Source organism: Paraburkholderia sp. BR10882 (assembly GCF_040948855.1).
GTDB classification, from domain to species: Bacteria; Pseudomonadota; Gammaproteobacteria; order Burkholderiales; family Burkholderiaceae; genus Paraburkholderia; species Paraburkholderia nodosa_A.
The window spans coordinates 1-16,380 of record NZ_JBFPKP010000033.1; the positions used below are offsets into that span (position 1 = coordinate 1).

The following is a 16,380-nucleotide window of genomic DNA, read 5'->3' on the forward strand; positions in this document are numbered from 1 at the left end:
GCCGCGTGGCAAATCTTCATGGGCTGTCTGGCGGGTTGGCTCACCGGCTTCGGCTTCAGCTTTTTCGCGCTGCCCCATCTCGGCACCTTCACGCTGCTTGCGGCGGCGACCGCCATCGTCGTGATGGTCGGCGGCTACCTCAACACGTTCCCGAGGACGGCCGTACTAGGGCTCGGCTTCAACATCTACTTCTGCTTCATCGTCGGCATTTCGAATCCGGCCGTCTATAACCCGAGCGCGTATCTCGACACGGGCTTTGCGCTGCTGTGCGGGATCGCCACCGCCGCCGTGGCGTTTTCCGTGCTCGCGCCGCGCGCGGGCGAATGGATTGCGCGCCGCTACCTCGCGGACGTGCGCGCCCTCATTACCAGCGACGCGCGCGACGGCGAACTGGACGACGATCTGCTCTACGCGTTCGAACAGAAAGTGCGCGACTGCATCATGCAGATCGCCTCCGCGCCCGCCGATCCGCGCGTGGATCGCGAGCGTATGATCGCGTGGGCATTTGCCGTGCTCGAAGCGGGCCGCGCGATGATCCTGATGCGCCTCGACACGCAGCAGCTTGGCGACTCGCTGCCCGCGGCGTGGGCCGATCGTCTGCAAGCGTGGCTCCAGGCGCTGGCCGAATTGTTCGATGCGCCCGCGCCCGAGCGCGCGAGACGTGCGCTCGCCGCCACCGACGAAGCGCTCGCGGCGCTGCCGCCGGGCATCGATCCGGGCCCGAATGCGCAGGGTGACGCCCCGGCCGATCACGAAGCGCTCATTCGTTGCCGCATGCAGGCGTTGCTGCACTTCACGGAACTGGGGCTGCGCGACGACGCGCTCGCACTCTGGGCGCACACGGAGCGTTCCGCATGAAAACGCGTACCGTGCTGTCCTTTTTCGGTCGGCGCACAGTCGCATTCGCGGCGGAGGTGTCGGCGGCGCTCCTGCTCGGCGGGTGCATCAACAGCGGCGGCATCCACACGCACGCGACGATGGTCGATGCAAGCACGCTCGATCCCGGCGCCGCCTTGCGCGAGACGCAAGCCGATGCGCAATGGCCGCCAGACGACTGGTGGCGGCACTGGGGCGACGAGCAACTCGATCGCGTGGTGGGCGACGCCACGGCGGGCAATCCCGACCTGCAAGCGCTCGCCGCGCGGGTGGAGGCCGCGCGCTTCCAGACGGAAATCGCCGGGGCGAGCGCACTGCCGCAGGCGAACATGGACGGCTCGTTGGAGCGCCGCCGCTACGCGCGTTACACCACGCCCGCGCCGCCGGGAGGCACGACAGTGTGGAGCAACGACATCGGCGCGACGCTGTCTTACGACCTCGATCTCTGGGGCAAACAGCGTGCGATCCGCGCGGGCGCGCTCGACAATCTGCACGCCACAGCCGCCGACGCGCGCTTTGCCATGGTCGAACTGCAAACCAGCGTCGTGCGCACCTATGTCCAGCTTTCGCTCGACTACGCGCTCGCCGACGTGTATCGCGCGGTTCAGGACGAGGAGCGGCGCACCTTCGAGATCGCGACGCAGCGCTGGCGCGCGGGCATCGGCAGCCGCCTCGAAGCGACCCAGGCGCAAACGCAGCTCTCCATGAGCGCGACGCGCCTGCAACGCGCGCAGCAGCAAATCGCGCTGGATTGTCTCGCGATTGCCGCGCTGTGCGGCAAAGGCCCCGGTTACGGCGACGCGCTCGCGCGGCCAACGCTCGCCCTGAGCGTGCCGCTCGCGCTGCCGGATGCGTTGCCGGCGGAGCTGGTCGGTCATCGCGCGGACGTCGTGGCGGCGCGCTGGCGCGTGCTCGAAGCGGACAAGCGCATCGACGCCGCGCACGCCGACTTCTATCCCGACATCAATCTGCTTGCGACGGCTTCGCTCGGTTCGGCGGCCACCTTCGGCGGCTTCTTCAACTTCCTCAATAGCGACGGCATCGGGCATGGCGTCGGCGCGGCGATCTCGCTGCCGATTTTCGACGGCGGACGCCGGCGCGGTCAGTACGGCGTGGCGGTCTCGTCGCGCGACGCCGCCGTGGACGTCTACAACCGCACGGTCGTGAACGCGATGCGCGACGTGGCCGTGCAGGCGGTGTCGCTGCGCGCGCTGGAGGATCAGCAGGCCTCGACCCAGTCGACGCTCGACGCCGCGCGTACGGCATACCGCCTGGCCGACGCGGGCTACCGCAGCGGCATCAGCGAGTTTCTCAACGTGCTGGCCGCGCAGAACACGCAGTTGCAGCAGGAGCAGAGTCTCGCGCAGGTGCAGGCGCAGCGGCTCGACGCGTGGGCGTTGCTGATGAGCGCGCTGGGCGGCGGCTATGACGCCGCGCGCTCCGTGAATTCAGCCCGACCCAATCCAGGAGCGAGCGATGCCGCGCGAGATTGAGTGCTTTTCGCTGCTCGTGCCGGGCTTGCTGCCCATTCTCGCGGCCTGCGCGCTGTTGTTCGTCGCGCTCGATCTCGCGTTCGCGCGGCTCGGCCTGTATCGCTTCGTTTGGCATCCTGGCCTCTTTCGCGTCGCACTGTTCGCGGCGCTGTTCAGCGGCGCGTCACTGCTGTTGCGTCAGTGACCGCGCCCACACTGTGTGACCCACGATGAATACCCGAACCCTCCTGCGCGCCGCCACCACGCTCGTGCTGCTCGCCGTGTCCATCGCGCTCGTGCGAGCGCTGTGGCTCGACTACATGTTCTCGCCCTGGACGCGCGACGGACGCGTGCGCGCCAAGGTCGTGCAGATCGCAACCGACGTGTCCGGTCTCGTGAGCGACGTGCGCGTGCGCGACAACCAGTACGTGCACAAGGGCGACGTGCTGTTCGTGCTCGACCCGGCGCGCTTTCAGTACGCCATCGCCCAGGCCGATGCCGACCTCCAGCGCGCCCAGGCGCAACTCGCCGAAACGAAGGCGCGCATGGCGGCGGCCCAGACCGAGTACGGGATGAAGCGCGCCCAGGCCGCGCGCCGCGCAAGTCTCGCTGGCGACGCGATTTCCGAGGAAAACCGCGCCGACGCCGATTCGCTCGCCCTGCAATCCCAATCGTCCTATGAAGGCGCGGCGGCAGCGTACGCGTCGGCGCAGGCGCAGGTGAAGGCGGCCCAGGTTGCGCAGCGCACGGCCGTGCTCAACCTCGCGCGCAGCGAGGCGCACGCCCCCGCCGACGGCTATATCACCAACCTCGACCTGTACCCCGGCGACTTCGCGAGCGCGGGCGTCGCGCGCGTGGCGCTGATCGACGCGCATTCCTTTTGGGTGTACGGCTATTTCGAGGAAACGAAACTGCCTTCGGTGCGGGTGGGTGACCCGGCGCAGGTGCGTCTGCTCTCGGGCGGCACGCCGATCGATGGACACGTGGAGAGCCTCGCCAGCGGCATTGCCGATCGCGACAACCCCACGAGCCGCGGCGACCTGCTCGCCGACGTCAATCCGATCTTTACGTGGGTGCGCCTCGCGCAGCGCGTGCCCGTGCGGATTCACCTCGACCGTGTTCCCGATGGCGTCAAGCTTGCCATGGGCATGACCTGCACCGTGACACTCACGCCGTCGGCGCGGCCCTAACGGCTCACGCAACGCATGCCCAACCGGCATCGTGCGAATCCGCAAAGCGGGCCGCAGCGCGCAAACACAAGCTTTCCGGCGTGCGCACACTGCGCCTGAAACCGCGTTTTCATTGCGATTTTTGCAACGTGGGGTTGCGTGGCGTCCGGCTTCCGCAGGGCTGGCGCCTCTTCTAACCTTCCGATCTGACAAATGTTGCCCTTTATCCGCGCCAGAGGTCGCCGGCGGCGAATACGGGGTCCCGCCTCGCCAGACCGGGAGGCCATCGTTCAAGGAGTTAGCATGTCCACGCCCTCACGGACCCTCGGCGGCAAAAGCGAAACGGTCCGGCTCACGTCGGGACTCGTCGCGCTGTTCGCCTTCGCCTGCGGCGCCATCGTCGCGAACCTGTACTACGCGCAACCGATCACGCTGCTGATCGGCACCTCGCTTCATATGTCCGGCGACACCGCGAGCCTCGTCGTCTCGCTCACGCAGATCGGCTATGCGCTCGGGCTGTTCTTCATCGTTCCGCTCGGCGACCTGCTGGAAAACCGCAAGCTCATGATCGCGACCGCACTGGTCTCGATCGCGAGCCTCGCGGCGGCCTCGGTCGTGCATTCGGCGAGCTGGTTTCTCGTGCTCTCGTTTCTGATCGGCTTCAGCTCCGTCGCCGTGCAGATCCTGATTCCGCTCGCGGCGCACCTCGCGCCCGACCACTCGCGCGGACGCATCGTCGGCACCATCATGGGCGGCCTGCTGCTCGGCGTGCTGCTCTCGCGCCCGCTCGCGAGCGTGGTCGCCGACCACCTGGGCTGGCGCGTGGTGTTCGGCGGCGCCGCGGTTCTGATGGCGCTCGTCACGGCCGTGCTCGCGCTCACGATCCCGCAGCGCCGTCCCGAGCATCGCGCCACCTACCTCGAACTGCTCGGCTCGCTCATCGCGCTTACGCGCAGCCTGCCCGTGCTGCGTCACCGGGCGCTCTACCAAGGCCTCATGTTCGCCACGTTCAGCCTCTTCTGGACGGCGGTGCCGATCGAATTGACGCGTCAGTACGGCCTCACGCAGTCGGAGATCGCACTGTTCGCACTCGTGGGCGCGATCGGCGCCACCTCCGCACCGGTGGCGGGACGCCTTGCCGACGCCGGTCATTCCGTGCGCGCCACGCTCGTCGCCCTGAGCACGGCCGCGCTGTCGTTCCTGCCCGCGCTCGTGCATCCCGCATGGGGCGTATTCGGCCTCGTCGTCACCGGCATCACGCTCGATTTCGCCGTGCAAATGAACATGGTGCTCGGCCAGCGCGAGATCTATGCCCTGCATGCGTCGAGCCGCAACCGCCTCAACGCACTTTACATGACGAGCATCTTCGTGGGCGGCGCGATCGGCTCGGCGCTCGCCAGCACGCTGTTCGAGCGCGGCGGATGGACGCTCGTTGCCAGCGTTGCCCTCGTTTTCCCGCTCATCGCGTTCGTCCACTTTCTGTTTGTCGGACGCGCCCACGTGCGCAGCAGCCGATAGAACGCGCAGTTCGTACCCGCAGTTCAATTTCGAGAACGTGCCCCCACAGGAAACTCGCCATGTCGTCCTTGCTTACTCCTTACGATCTGTCCGGCCTCGCGCTGCCCAACCGCGTCGCGATGGCGCCCATGACGCGCGCCCGCGCGCCGCATCGCGGCGAAGCCACCGCGCTGATGGCGCAGTATTACGCGCAGCGCGCGTCGGCGGGCCTCTTGATCAGCGAGGCGACGAACGTCAGCCCGCACTCCGCCGCGTTCGAACTCGCGCCGGGCCTCGTGACCGACGCCCAGGTAGCGGCCTGGAAGCCCGTGACCGAAGCGGTGCACGCGAAGCACGGCCACCTCTTCGCGCAACTCTGGCATAGCGGCCGGGTCAGTTCGATGGCGCTGCTCGACGGCAATCAGCCGCTCTCGCCCTCGGGGCTCAACGACGACCTCGAACAACTGCAGGTGTGGGGCCAACTGCAAAACGGCTACTACACGAAGATCCACGCCACGCCCTCGCGCGCCATGACGACCGACGAAGTCATCCAGGCCATCGCCGAGTACAAGCGCGCCGCCGTCAATGCGCTCGCCGCCGGTTTCGATGGCGTCGAAATCCACGCCGCCAACGGCTATCTGCTGCATCAGTTCCTCTCATCGACAACGAATACGCGCGACGACCAATTTGGCGGCTCGCTCGCCAACCGCGCGCGCTTTCTCGCCGAAGTCGTCAAGGCCGTGGGCGAAGTCATGCCGCTCGCCAAAGTGGGCGTGCGCGTCTCGCCGTATGCGGGCTACAACAACGTGCGCGACGCGGACCCCGATGGCACCTACGCCTACGTCGCGCGGATGCTCGACGAAGCGGGCATTGCGTATCTGCATGCGGCCGACACGAACGGCTGGAGCGGCCAACCCGACTTGCCCCGCATGATCGAGACCCTGCGCCCCGCGTTCCAGGGGACGCTGATGCTCAACGGCTCCATCACGCCTGCGGCGGCTGATCGCCTGATCGCCACGGGCGACGCGGATCTCGTCGCGTTCGGCCGCGCGTATATCGCGAACCCGGACCTCGTCGAGCGCATCGCCGCGAACGTCGAACTGGCCGCGCCGCGCCCGGTGGGCTGGTATGGCGGGGACAACGTCGGCTATGTCGATTACCCGCCGCATGGCGCCCCCTCCGGCGAACCGGCTGCGGCAAATGCCCTCCCCTCGTGAACGAGGAGATTGCATGAATCGCAAACACATTGTGCTGGCCGTTGGCGCGCTCGCGGTCGTGGGGCTGGCGGTGGCGGGCGCCATCATGTACGAGCCTGCCATCGCGCCCATCACGCCCCCAGCCCCCGACAGCTTCGACGCCCAGCTCAAGCAGGAAGGTGCGCGCGTTGTCGCCCTGGGCGACTGCGTGGTGTGCCACACCGCGAAGAACGGCAAGCCGTTCGCGGGCGGCCTGCCGCTCGCCACGCCGTTCGGCACGATCTACGCGACGAACATCACGCCCGACTCGCAAACGGGCATCGGCAACTGGTCGGAGGCTGCGTTCGCCCGTGCCCTGCGCCACGGCATCGCGCGCGACGGGCACCAGCTTTATCCCGCCTTTCCGTACGTGCACTTCACGCACATGACCGACCATGATGTTTCGGCGGCCTACGCCTATCTGATGAGCCGCGAGCCGGTGCAGGCCACCGTGCCCGCGAACGCACTCATCTTTCCGCTGAACTTCCGCCCGCTCGTGGCCTTCTGGAATGTGCTGTTCCTGCGCCCCGGCCCGCTCCAGCCGGACCCGGCGCAAGGCACGCAATGGAACCGCGGCAAGCTGCTGGTGGACGGGCTCGGCCACTGCGCGTCGTGTCACTCGCCGCTCAACGCCATTGGCGGAGAAAAGTCGGGGCAGGCGTTCGACGGCGGCATTGTCGACGGCTGGGAAGCGCCTCCCCTCAACGCGCTCTACGGCGCATCGAGGCCGTGGACGCGCGAGCAGCTCGTCACGTACCTGCGCACTGGCCGCGCCTCCGAGCATGGCGCGGCCGCGGGCCCGATGCTGCCCGTCACGCGCGACCTCGCAACCGTGCCGCAGTCGGACGTCGAGGCGATCGCCACGTACATCCTGTCGCTGCAAAAGGGCGAGCCGCCGCATCCGTCGCCAACGGTCGCGACGAGCACCTCGCATGAGGCTACACCGGCCGAGCAACGCGGTGCGGTGCTGTTCGCCGCATCCTGCGCGCAGTGCCACGGCAACGGCTCGCCCATGCAGACGATCGGCGAACGCCCCACGCTCGCCTTCAGCACGGCCGTCAACGCCGACACGCCGCGCAACGCGATCCAGATGATCCTGAACGGCATCAACTGGCACGGCGAGGACGCGATGAACTACATGCCCGCATTCAGCGGCGTTTATGACGACCGGCAGGTTGCCGATCTCCTCGCTTACGTGCGCGCAACGTGGTCCGCGAAACCCGCGTGGCCCGACGCCACCCCGCTCGTCGCCAAGCTCAGAAAGGAGGACAGTGCGCGATGATTACCCTGAATGTCAACGGCGTCCCGCACACGCTCGATATCGATCCGTCCACGCCGCTGTTGTATGCACTGCGCAACGATCTCGAACTGCACGGCGCGAAGTTCGGCTGCGGCCTGGGTCAATGCGGCGCGTGCACGGTGATCGTCGACGGCGAGGCCACGTTCTCCTGCCTCGTGCCGGTGAGCGCGATTGGCGCGCGCCCCGTACGCACACTCGAAGGACTGGGCAGCGCCGCGCATCCCGGAGCCTTGCAGAACGCCTTCATCAAGCACCAGGCGGCGCAATGCGGCTATTGCATCGCGGGCATGATCATGCGCGCCCAGGCGCTGCTCGACAAGAACCCGCACCCAGGCGAGCAGGAACTGCGCGATCACATGGAGCCGAATCTCTGCCGCTGCGGCACGCACATGCGCATTCTCGCAGCCGTGCGCGAAGTTGCAGGCATCGCTCAACCCCACACCGAAACGAAGGCGCAACGATGAGCCACCAGGACGATTTCGTCGACGAAGGCCGCCGCCACTTCATGATTTCGGGCGCGCTGTTCGTTGCCTTCAGCATGGCGCCGGGCGCAAAGGCGTTCGCCCAGGAGGTGATCGCCGACGAAGGCGCGGCGGTGCATGTCTCGAAGGAGACCCAGGCGCTCGCGGGCAGTCTCAAGACCAACCCGATGCTCGACGCGTGGATCAAGATCACGCCCGAAGGCAAGGTCACCGTATTCACGGGCAAGGTCGAACTCGGCACGGGCGTGCGCACGGCGCTGCTCCAGGTCGCGGCGGAAGAACTGAACATGGCGCCCGCGCTCATCACCTTCCTGACCGCCGACACCGGCGCGTCGCCCGACGAAGGCCTGACCGCGGGCAGCCACACCATCGCGGATAGCGGCACGGCCTTGCTCAACGCCGCCGCCCAGGTGCGCGGACATCTTGTGGAAGCCGCCGCGAAGCACTTCGACGTGGACAGCGCGACGCTCGTCGCGAACAACGCCGTGATCCGCGCGCGCGACGGCCGAATGATGAGCTATGGCGAGGCCGTCGGGCTCGTCAATCTCCATCGCAGCGCCACGCCCGCCTCGCCGCTCAAGGACCCGAAAACGTTCCGCGTAATCGGAACCTCGCTGCCGCGCGTGGATATCCCCTCGAAAGTCACCGGCGGCATGAGCTACGTTCAGGACATGGCGTTGCCGGGCATGCTGCACGCGCGCGTGGTGATGCCGCCGGTCTACGACGCACGCCTCATGGCGTATGACGAAGCCACGGTCATGAAAATGCCGGGCGTGGTCAAGATCGTGCGCAACGGCAGCATGCTGGCCGTCGTGGCGAAAGGCGAATGGCAAGCGGTCAAGGCGCAACGCGCGCTCGCCGCGGGCAGCACCTGGACGAATGGCCGCGCGCTGCCCGATCCGCACACGGTGCATCGCGACCTGAAAGTCATCTCGACGGAGCCGATCAAGATCGCGGATCACCACGCGCCCATGGCGCCCGCCGTCACGACGCTCAGCGCACAGTTCACGAAGCGCTACATGATGCACGGCTCGATCGGTCCGTCGTGCTCGGTCGCCCTGTTCGACGGCACGCAGATGACCGTCTGGACGCATTCGCAAGGGGTGTATCCACTGCGAGAGGCGCTCGCCGAAATGCTCTCGCTGCCCAAGATGCAGGTGCGCTGCGTACACGTGGAAGGCTCGGGCTGCTATGGCCACAACGGCGCCGACGACGTCGCCGCCCATGCGGCGCTGATCGCCGCGGCCATGCCGGGCCATCCGGTTCGCGTGCAATGGATGCGCGAACAGGAACATACCTGGGACCACTACACCCCCGCCATGGTGACGGAGGTGAAAGCCGCGATCGACGCGAACGGCCGCATTGTCGACTGGAACTACGCGCTGTGGAGCAGCTCGCACAACGAGCGCATCGTCAACGCGGGGCGTCTGCTGCCCGCGCGCATGCTGGAAAAGCCATTCGTCTCCGCGCCGTCCACCCCGATGCTGCAACCCGAAGGCGGCGGCGACCGCAACGGCATTCCGCTTTACGTGTTGCCGAACATCTACGTGATGAACAACTTCTCGCCGACCATGCCGCTGCAAACCTCGGCCATGCGATCGCTCGGTGCGCACATGAACGTGTTCTCCATCGAAAGCACGATGGACGACCTCGCCCATATGGCCGGCCTCGATCCCGTCGAGTTCCGCTTGCGGCATCTCGACGACGAGCGCGCGAAGGATGTCATCAAGCTCGCCGCGAAACAATTCGGCTGGCCGCGCGCGCCGCGCGCCCGCAATCATGGCGTGGGCTTCGGATTCGCCAAGTACAAGAACCTCATGGGGTACGTGGCCGTTGCCGTTGAAATCTCGATCGAGCCGGAGACGGGCCAGGTGACGCTCGAACACGCGGAAGCGGCGGTCGATTGCGGGCAGATCGTCAATCCCGATGGCATCCGCAACCAGATCGAGGGCGGCATCATCCAGTCTGCGAGCTGGACACTGCACGAGTCCCTGCAATTCGACACACAGCGCATTCGCAGCTTCGACTGGGGCACGTACCCCATCCTGCGCTACTCGTCGGTACCGAAACAGATCAACGTGCACTTGATCGACCGCCCCGGCGCCCCCTTTCTCGGCGCGGCCGAAGCGGCCATGGGACCGACCGCCGGCGCGCTCGGCAACGCGCTGTTCGACGCGAGCGGCAAGCGCGTTCGCGACATGCCGCTGGCCGGCGACTCGCTGCGCAAGCTCATCGAGGTGTGAACGACCATGGATACGCTATTGTCGATGCGCGTGTTCGCACGCATCGTCGAAACCGGCAGCTTCACCCGCGCTGCCGAACTCACGGGGTTCACTACGCCGCGCGTTTCCGCGCTCCTGCGGCAACTGGAGCAGCACTTGCGCTGCAAGCTGCTCAACCGCACCACGCGCCGTGTGTCGCCAACGGAAGACGGCAGCACCTACTATCAGCGCTGCGTTGCGGTACTGGGCGAGATCGATGACATGGAGGCCTCGCTGTCACGCGCGCGTGTTGCGCCCAGAGGCAAGCTGCGGGTCAATATGCCGACGGCCATGGCCAAACGCGTCGTGATTCCCGCTCTGCCCGAGTTCGTCGACCGCTTTGCCGACATCTCGATCGACCTGGCGGTCACCGACCGCCAGGTGGACCTCGTGGGCGAAGGCGTGGATTGCGTCGTGCGCGTGGGCGAATTACCGGACTCCGCCATGGTGGCAAGACGCATAGGCAGCATGTCCACCTGTACCTGCGCGACGCCCGCCTACCTGGAGCGGCACGGCACGCCCGAGAACGTGGACGACCTGACGCATCATAGCGCCGTCGCCTACGTATCGGCGGACACGGGGCGCCCGCGCCCCTGGGAGTATGTGGTGGACGGCGCGTGGCGCACGGTGCCCATGCGCGGAGCGATAGCAGTGAGCGACGCCGACGCGCAGGTCGAGTGCGCGCTCGCCGGTCTCGGCCTCGTCAAAACGTCGCTCTACCTCGTGGAGCCCGCGATTCGCGCCGGCCGGTTGCAGGAAGTGCTGGCCGAGTTCAACACGCCGCCACGACCGGTTTCCGTGGTGTATCCGCCCAATCGCCACATGCCACCGAAGCTGAAGGTGTTCATCGAATGGCTCTCGGCGCTCTACGCGGGCATTCCGGCGTTGCAGGGGCAGCGTCTTTCATGAGCGCGCGCTCACATGGGTACCGGAGAGCGAGGCATGGCGCCTGCTAGCCATCGGCGGACAATCTTTGTATGATCCCCACGACGCAACCAGTGGTGATCCAGCATGCCGCGAAAGAAAACGGAGGAAGCCGCGACGCCGCAAGCGCAACCGGCCACGGCGCGCCGCCTCGCGCCCGAAGTGCGCGAGCGGCAGATCCTGCTCAAGGCTGTCGACCACTTCGCCACGCACGGCTTTTCGGGCAGCACGCGCGAACTGGCGCGTCAGCTCGGGGTCACGCAACCCCTGCTCTACCGCTATTTCCCAAGCAAGGAAGCGCTCATCGACCGCGTGTACGACGAGGTCTACCAATGGGACTCGTCGTGGGAAAAGCTGATTCTCGACCGCTCGATTCCCATTCAGGAGCGCATGGTCACGTTTTATCACGGCTATTCCCGCATCATCCTGCGCCGCGAGTGGATCCGTATTTTCATCTTCGCGGGGCTGACCAAGGAAGGCATCAACTCGAAATACCTCGCGCGCCTGCGCGAGCGCGTGTTCGTTCCGGTGATGAACGAGATTCGCGAGGCTTACGGCGTCGAGCCCGCGAACAGTGCGCAGCAACGCGCGGCCGATCTCGAACTGATCTGGAGCCTGCACGCCAGCATTTTCTATATCGGCGTGCGCAAATGGATTTACGGGCTGCCGGTTCCCGACGACCTCGAAGCCCAGATTGCCTTGCAGATCGATGCCTTCCTCAACGGCGTTCCGGCAGCGCTCAAGCATCTGCGGCCCGCGCCCGCGGCAAAATCGCCCCGCGCGAAACAGGCGAAAACGGCGTCCTGACGCTGGCGTTCGTCATCGCGCTTCACGCGAATGACGCCCGCGTTGACGCACTTACTTCGCATGTTGTTGCGCGATCCGAAACGCGGGATTGCATTGCCCGTAGATTCCGCGTCGCCGCGCCCTCCTTAAGCTACACGTTCCACTTCGCAAACAACCCGCGATCTCGCGCGCGCCCCGTGCGAATCGCGCCCTCATCATCCGGCAGGATCGTATGGACAGCGTGAACATGAAGGTAGTGAAAACGGCGGCCCGGTGGCTCGGCGAGCATCGCAGGGTTTTGCTGGTCACGGTCGTCAAGACGTGGGGCTCGTCGCCGCGGGCGCCGGGCTCGATGCTGGCGATCCGCGACGACGGGCTCGCGGCCGGTTCCGTGTCGGGCGGCTGTATCGAAGACGACCTGATTGCGCAGGTGCGCGCCTCGGGAATCGCGGCGGGAGCGCCGCGCGTGGTGCGCTACGGCATCACCGCCGACGAAGCCCACCGTTTCGGTCTGCCATGCGGCGGTACCCTCGAACTCGTGCTCGAAACCCTGGGCGTTGCGAGCCAGTTGCCGCAGCTACTCGATTCCCTGCAGGCCGGGCGGCTCGTGACCCGCACGCTCGATCTCGCCACGGGGGCCGTACGCATCGGCCCCGCATTCGCGACGGATGGGCTGCGTTTTGACGGCGAGCGCCTGCACACGGTGCTCGGCCCGCGCTACCGCCTGCTCGTCATCGGCGGCGGCCAGCTCTCGCAGTACTTCGCGCGGATGGCCGTGGGACTCGACTACCACGTGACCGTATGCGACCCGCGCGACGACTACGCCGACACGTGGGACGTGCCCGAAGCGAAGCTCGTGCGCGACATGCCCGACGACGTGGTGACCGCCATGCGGCTCGATGAGCGTAGCGCGGTCGTTGCGCTCACACACGATCCCAAGCTCGACGATCTCGCGCTGATGGAGGCGCTCAGGACGCCCGCGTTCTATATCGGCGCGCTGGGCTCGCGGCGCAACAACGACGCCCGGCGCATCCGCCTGCGCGAGTTCGATCTCGACGACGAGCAAATCGCCCGGATGAGCGGCCCCGCCGGCCTGTATATCGGCAGCCGCACGCCGCCCGAGATCGCCATATCGATACTCGCGGAGCTGACCGCCGCGAAAAACGGCGTGCTCGTGCCCGCGCACATGCGGGTGCGCTACGGCAAGGCAGAGGCGGCGAATCAAAGCGCGAGCAGTTGCGGTATCTAGCCCATATTGCGCTGCACGCAACGTCGCTTTCCACTTTGCCGTGATTCTCAGCGTGGCGCTCGCCGCGTAAGGTTTCGTTACGGGATTCGCGAGAGCGCGAATCCCACACCGTCACACACTACGCAAAGGGATCGCCATGTCCAGCACGCTTTTCTCCCCCGTCGATGTCGGCCCGGTCCGCCTGTCCAACCGCGTTGCCGTTTCACCCATGTGCCAGTACAGCGCCACGAACGGCGAAGCAAACGACTGGCACCTCATGAATCTCATGCAGCTCGGCATTTCGGACGCGGGACTTATCATGCTGGAGGCGACCGCCATCGAGCCGCGCGCGCGCATCACACACGGCTGCCTCGGACTCTATGACGACGCAACGGAAGCGGCGCTTGCCCGCGTCATGGCATCGGCACGCGCGGTCGCGCCGCAAGGCGCGCGATGGGGCATCCAGCTTGGCCATGCGGGACGCAAGGCGTCGGCGCAACGGCCGTGGGAAGGCCGCGGCGCGCTCGGCGAGAACGAGCAGCCGTGGACGACCGAAGCCCCTTCCGCCATTCCTTTCGCCGCGGACTGGCACACGCCGCGCGCCATGACAACGAGCGACATCGCCCGGGTTCGTGAACACTTCGTCGAATCGGCTCGGCGTGCCGTGCGCCTCGGCTTCGACATCGTCGAGATCCACGCCGCACACGGCTACCTCCTGCACCAGTTCCTCTCGCCGCTCGCGAACCAGCGCGACGACGAATACGGCGGCAGCCTCGAAAACCGCATGCGCTTCGCGCTGGAGGTTGCCGATGCCGTGGCCGCCGCGCTGCCCGACCACGTGGCGCTCGGCTTTCGCATCACCGGCACGGACTGGCTGCCCGGAGGGATCACGGTGGAAGAAGCGGCGACGCTGGCCACGGCCGTGAAGGCGCGCGGCGTGAGCTACGTGTGCGTGACGTCGGGCGGCGTGACGCACGCCTCGATCAAGGTTACGCCGGGCTATCAGGTGCCGCTCGCCGAGCACGTGAAGGCCGCCAGCGGCATCGTCACGCGAACCGTCGGCATGATCGTCGATCCGCATCAGGCCGAAGCCATCATCGCCGAAGGCCAGGCCGATATCGTCGCCATTGGCCGCGCGTTTCTGGACGACCCGCGCTGGGTCTGGCACGCCGCCGAACGCCTCGATGCGCTCGACGCGATTCAATACCCGCCGCAGTACGAACGCGCGGGCGCACCGCACTGGCGCGGAGCCGCCCTGCTGCGCCCTCACGATGCTCTGAGCCTCGCCTGATTCGAGCGATATGCCCCCAGGAGCGCATGCCCGCTCCAGGGTAAACACCCGCGCGTTTGCGCTTGGTAATCGGGCGGGTTCTTCCCTACAATTTATCAACCGATCAGTTATCGATCGATAAATTACGAGGAGCGTCTCATGCCGATTTCCCAACTCGCCCACTACTCGATCCGCGCGACCGATCTCGAACGTTCGTGCCGGTTCTACGAACGCGTGCTCGGCTTCAAGCGCGGCTACCGCCCGCCCTTCGACTTTCCCGGCGCGTGGCTATACCGGGGCGGCGACGAAGCCGACTACGGCATCGTCCACATCATCGGCGTGGACGCGGACAACCCCGAGGGACTGGCCGCGTACCTGGGAGACAAGGCCCCGGTGGAAAGCGGCACAGGAACCGTCGATCACATCGCATTTCTTGCAACCGGCGTGCAGGCAATGTGGGAAACGCTGCGCGCCGAAGGGCTCGAATGGCGCGACCGCACGGTGCCGAGCCTCGGCCTGCATCAGATCTTCGTGGAAGACCCCTCGGGCGTCACCATCGAACTGAACTTCCCCGCCGCTGAAGTCGAACAAGGCGAGGCGAAAGCGTTGGCAGCATTGAACGAAACAAGCGATCTGGCAAAGGCAGGGAACTGAGATGAACGGCAAAACTACGAAGGGCACCGCGATCGTGGTGGGTGGCTCGCTTGGCGGCTTGTTCGCCGCCAACCTGCTCGCACGTGACGGCTGGGTGGTAAAGATTTTCGAACGCGTGCCGGAAGCGCTCTCGGGACGCGGCGCGGGCATCGTCACGCACCCGGAGCTGTTCGCGGCGCTGAGTGCGGCGGACATCCGCTTTGACGACACGATCGGCGTGAGCGTCGACAAGCGCGCCACATTCGATCAGGATGGCGAATTGATTTCCGCCTGCGAAATGCCTCAGGTGCTCACTGCGTGGGGAAAAATGTATAGCGTGCTGCGCGGCTCGATCCACGACGCTCACTATTACCCCGGCGTGTCGGTCGTGCGCGTGGACGAGGACGCCGAGCGCGCCACCGTCACGCTGGCAGACGGCACGACGCACACGGCAGACCTCGTGATCGCGGCGGACGGCCTGCGCTCGGCAATTCGCGAGCAGTTTTTGCCGCGCGTGGCCTTGCAGTACGCGGGCTATGTCGCATGGCGCGGTCTGGTCGATGAAGCGGCCATTTCCGCGCCCACGCACGCGGCGCTCTTCGACAAGTTCGCGTTCTGCCTGCCCCCGCGCGAACAGATTCTCGGCTACCCCGTGGCCGGCCACGCCAACAGCACCCGGCCCGGCGAGCGGCGCTACAACTTCGTCTGGTACCGCGCGACCGACGAGCAGATAGCGCTTCGCGACATGCTCACCGACGCGTCGGGCAAGCGCTGGGAAGGCGGCATCCCGCCCACGCTGATTCGCGACGACGTGCTGGCCGACATGGAAGACGCCGCGCATGCGCTGCTCGCGCCGCAGTTCGCCGAGATCGTGACGAAAGCCGCGCAGCCGCTCTTTCAGCCCATCTTCGATCTCGAAGTGCCGCGCATGGCCTTTGGCCGCATCGCCCTGCTCGGCGACGCCGCGTTCGTGGCGCGCCCGCACTGCGGAATGGGCGTGACCAAGGCCGCGGGCGATGCGATGGAACTCGTCAAGGCGTTGCGCGAAGGCGCCGACGTGCGCGCTGCGCTGGAAGCCTATAGCGCCGTTCGCACGGAATTCGGGGCCGCCATCGTTCAGCATGCGCGCCACCTGGGCGCGTACATGCAGGCGCAGCTCAAGGATGAGTCCGAGCGCGAGATGGCCGAACGTTACCGCACGCCCGAGGCGGTGATGCGCGAGACGGCCGTTCCCTGGGCGGCTTGAC

Annotated in this window: 15 protein-coding genes; all 15 read left to right on the forward strand. The window is 66.9% G+C overall.

Annotated features, from left to right (window positions below; translation table 11 throughout):
• The coding region (locus AB3X99_RS38700) for an FUSC family protein (protein ID WP_368661812.1) at window positions 1-858 on the forward strand (858 nt) is incomplete at its 5' end.
• On the forward strand, window positions 855-2,369 hold the full coding sequence (locus AB3X99_RS38705; protein ID WP_368661813.1) for an efflux transporter outer membrane subunit: 1,515 nt from the start codon (window positions 855-857) through the stop codon (window positions 2,367-2,369). The genes AB3X99_RS38700 and AB3X99_RS38705, both read left to right, overlap by 4 nt.
• Window positions 2,353-2,553, forward strand: a complete 201-nt coding sequence (locus AB3X99_RS38710; RefSeq protein WP_254316574.1) for a DUF1656 domain-containing protein — start codon at window positions 2,353-2,355, stop codon at window positions 2,551-2,553. Before AB3X99_RS38705 ends, AB3X99_RS38710 begins: the two co-directional genes overlap by 17 nt.
• Before the next feature lie 25 nt (window positions 2,554-2,578).
• Window positions 2,579-3,538: a biotin/lipoyl-binding protein gene (locus tag AB3X99_RS38715; protein ID WP_368602956.1), complete on the forward strand. Its 960-nt coding sequence runs from the start codon at window positions 2,579-2,581 to the stop codon at window positions 3,536-3,538.
• 282 nt (window positions 3,539-3,820) lie between these two features.
• Complete coding sequence (locus AB3X99_RS38720; protein ID WP_368602955.1) at window positions 3,821-5,035, forward strand: MFS transporter; 1,215 nt, start codon at window positions 3,821-3,823, stop codon at window positions 5,033-5,035.
• Between the two features lie 59 nt (window positions 5,036-5,094).
• Window positions 5,095-6,231, forward strand: coding sequence for an alkene reductase (locus AB3X99_RS38725; protein ID WP_368661814.1), 1,137 nt, complete (start codon window positions 5,095-5,097; stop codon window positions 6,229-6,231).
• Window positions 6,232-6,244: 13 nt separating this feature from the next.
• A complete protein-coding gene (locus AB3X99_RS38730; RefSeq protein WP_368661815.1) occupies window positions 6,245-7,531 on the forward strand; it encodes a c-type cytochrome in 1,287 nt (428 codons plus the stop codon).
• A complete protein-coding gene (locus AB3X99_RS38735; protein ID WP_254316579.1) occupies window positions 7,528-8,013 on the forward strand; it encodes a (2Fe-2S)-binding protein in 486 nt (161 codons plus the stop codon). Before AB3X99_RS38730 ends, AB3X99_RS38735 begins: the two co-directional genes overlap by 4 nt.
• Window positions 8,010-10,274, forward strand: coding sequence for a molybdopterin cofactor-binding domain-containing protein (locus tag AB3X99_RS38740; RefSeq protein WP_368661816.1), 2,265 nt, complete (start codon window positions 8,010-8,012; stop codon window positions 10,272-10,274). The genes AB3X99_RS38735 and AB3X99_RS38740 overlap by 4 nt, the downstream gene beginning before the upstream one ends.
• A gap of 6 nt (window positions 10,275-10,280) precedes the next feature.
• Complete coding sequence (locus AB3X99_RS38745) at window positions 10,281-11,201, forward strand: LysR family transcriptional regulator (protein WP_368661817.1); 921 nt, start codon at window positions 10,281-10,283, stop codon at window positions 11,199-11,201.
• 102 nt (window positions 11,202-11,303) lie between these two features.
• Window positions 11,304-12,023, forward strand: a complete 720-nt coding sequence (locus AB3X99_RS38750; RefSeq protein ID WP_368602950.1) for a TetR/AcrR family transcriptional regulator — start codon at window positions 11,304-11,306, stop codon at window positions 12,021-12,023.
• A 211-nt stretch (window positions 12,024-12,234) separates the two neighbouring features.
• Entirely contained in the window at window positions 12,235-13,251 is a 1,017-nt protein-coding gene (locus AB3X99_RS38755) for an XdhC family protein (protein WP_368661818.1), read from the forward strand.
• A gap of 136 nt (window positions 13,252-13,387) precedes the next feature.
• A complete protein-coding gene (locus tag AB3X99_RS38760) occupies window positions 13,388-14,521 on the forward strand; it encodes an NADH:flavin oxidoreductase/NADH oxidase (protein WP_368661819.1) in 1,134 nt (377 codons plus the stop codon).
• Between the two features lie 138 nt (window positions 14,522-14,659).
• Entirely contained in the window at window positions 14,660-15,154 is a 495-nt protein-coding gene (locus AB3X99_RS38765; RefSeq protein ID WP_368661820.1) for a VOC family protein, read from the forward strand.
• A 1-nt stretch (window position 15,155) separates the two neighbouring features.
• On the forward strand, window positions 15,156-16,379 hold the full coding sequence (locus AB3X99_RS38770; protein WP_368602946.1) for an FAD binding domain-containing protein: 1,224 nt from the start codon (window positions 15,156-15,158) through the stop codon (window positions 16,377-16,379).
• Window position 16,380: the final 1 nt, after the last annotated feature.

Excerpts from the sequence above, each read along its gene's own strand:
- AB3X99_RS38720 (WP_368602955.1), top strand. The coding sequence starts at position 3,821 with ATGTCCACGCCCTCACGGACCCTCGGCGGCAAAAGCGAAACGGTCCGG.
- AB3X99_RS38765 (WP_368661820.1), top strand. The coding sequence starts at position 14,660 with ATGCCGATTTCCCAACTCGCCCACTACTCGATCCGCGCGACCGATCTC.
- AB3X99_RS38730 (WP_368661815.1), top strand. The coding sequence starts at position 6,245 with ATGAATCGCAAACACATTGTGCTGGCCGTTGGCGCGCTCGCGGTCGTG.
- AB3X99_RS38770 (WP_368602946.1), top strand. The coding sequence starts at position 15,156 with ATGAACGGCAAAACTACGAAGGGCACCGCGATCGTGGTGGGTGGCTCG.
- AB3X99_RS38755 (WP_368661818.1), top strand. The coding sequence starts at position 12,235 with ATGGACAGCGTGAACATGAAGGTAGTGAAAACGGCGGCCCGGTGGCTC.
- AB3X99_RS38735 (WP_254316579.1), top strand. The coding sequence starts at position 7,528 with ATGATTACCCTGAATGTCAACGGCGTCCCGCACACGCTCGATATCGAT.
- AB3X99_RS38750 (WP_368602950.1), top strand. The coding sequence starts at position 11,304 with ATGCCGCGAAAGAAAACGGAGGAAGCCGCGACGCCGCAAGCGCAACCG.
- AB3X99_RS38760 (WP_368661819.1), top strand. The coding sequence starts at position 13,388 with ATGTCCAGCACGCTTTTCTCCCCCGTCGATGTCGGCCCGGTCCGCCTG.
- AB3X99_RS38745 (WP_368661817.1), top strand. The coding sequence starts at position 10,281 with ATGGATACGCTATTGTCGATGCGCGTGTTCGCACGCATCGTCGAAACC.
- AB3X99_RS38725 (WP_368661814.1), top strand. The coding sequence starts at position 5,095 with ATGTCGTCCTTGCTTACTCCTTACGATCTGTCCGGCCTCGCGCTGCCC.
- AB3X99_RS38715 (WP_368602956.1), top strand. The coding sequence starts at position 2,579 with ATGAATACCCGAACCCTCCTGCGCGCCGCCACCACGCTCGTGCTGCTC.
- AB3X99_RS38705 (WP_368661813.1), top strand. The coding sequence starts at position 855 with ATGAAAACGCGTACCGTGCTGTCCTTTTTCGGTCGGCGCACAGTCGCA.
- AB3X99_RS38740 (WP_368661816.1), top strand. The coding sequence starts at position 8,010 with ATGAGCCACCAGGACGATTTCGTCGACGAAGGCCGCCGCCACTTCATG.
- AB3X99_RS38710 (WP_254316574.1), top strand. The coding sequence starts at position 2,353 with ATGCCGCGCGAGATTGAGTGCTTTTCGCTGCTCGTGCCGGGCTTGCTG.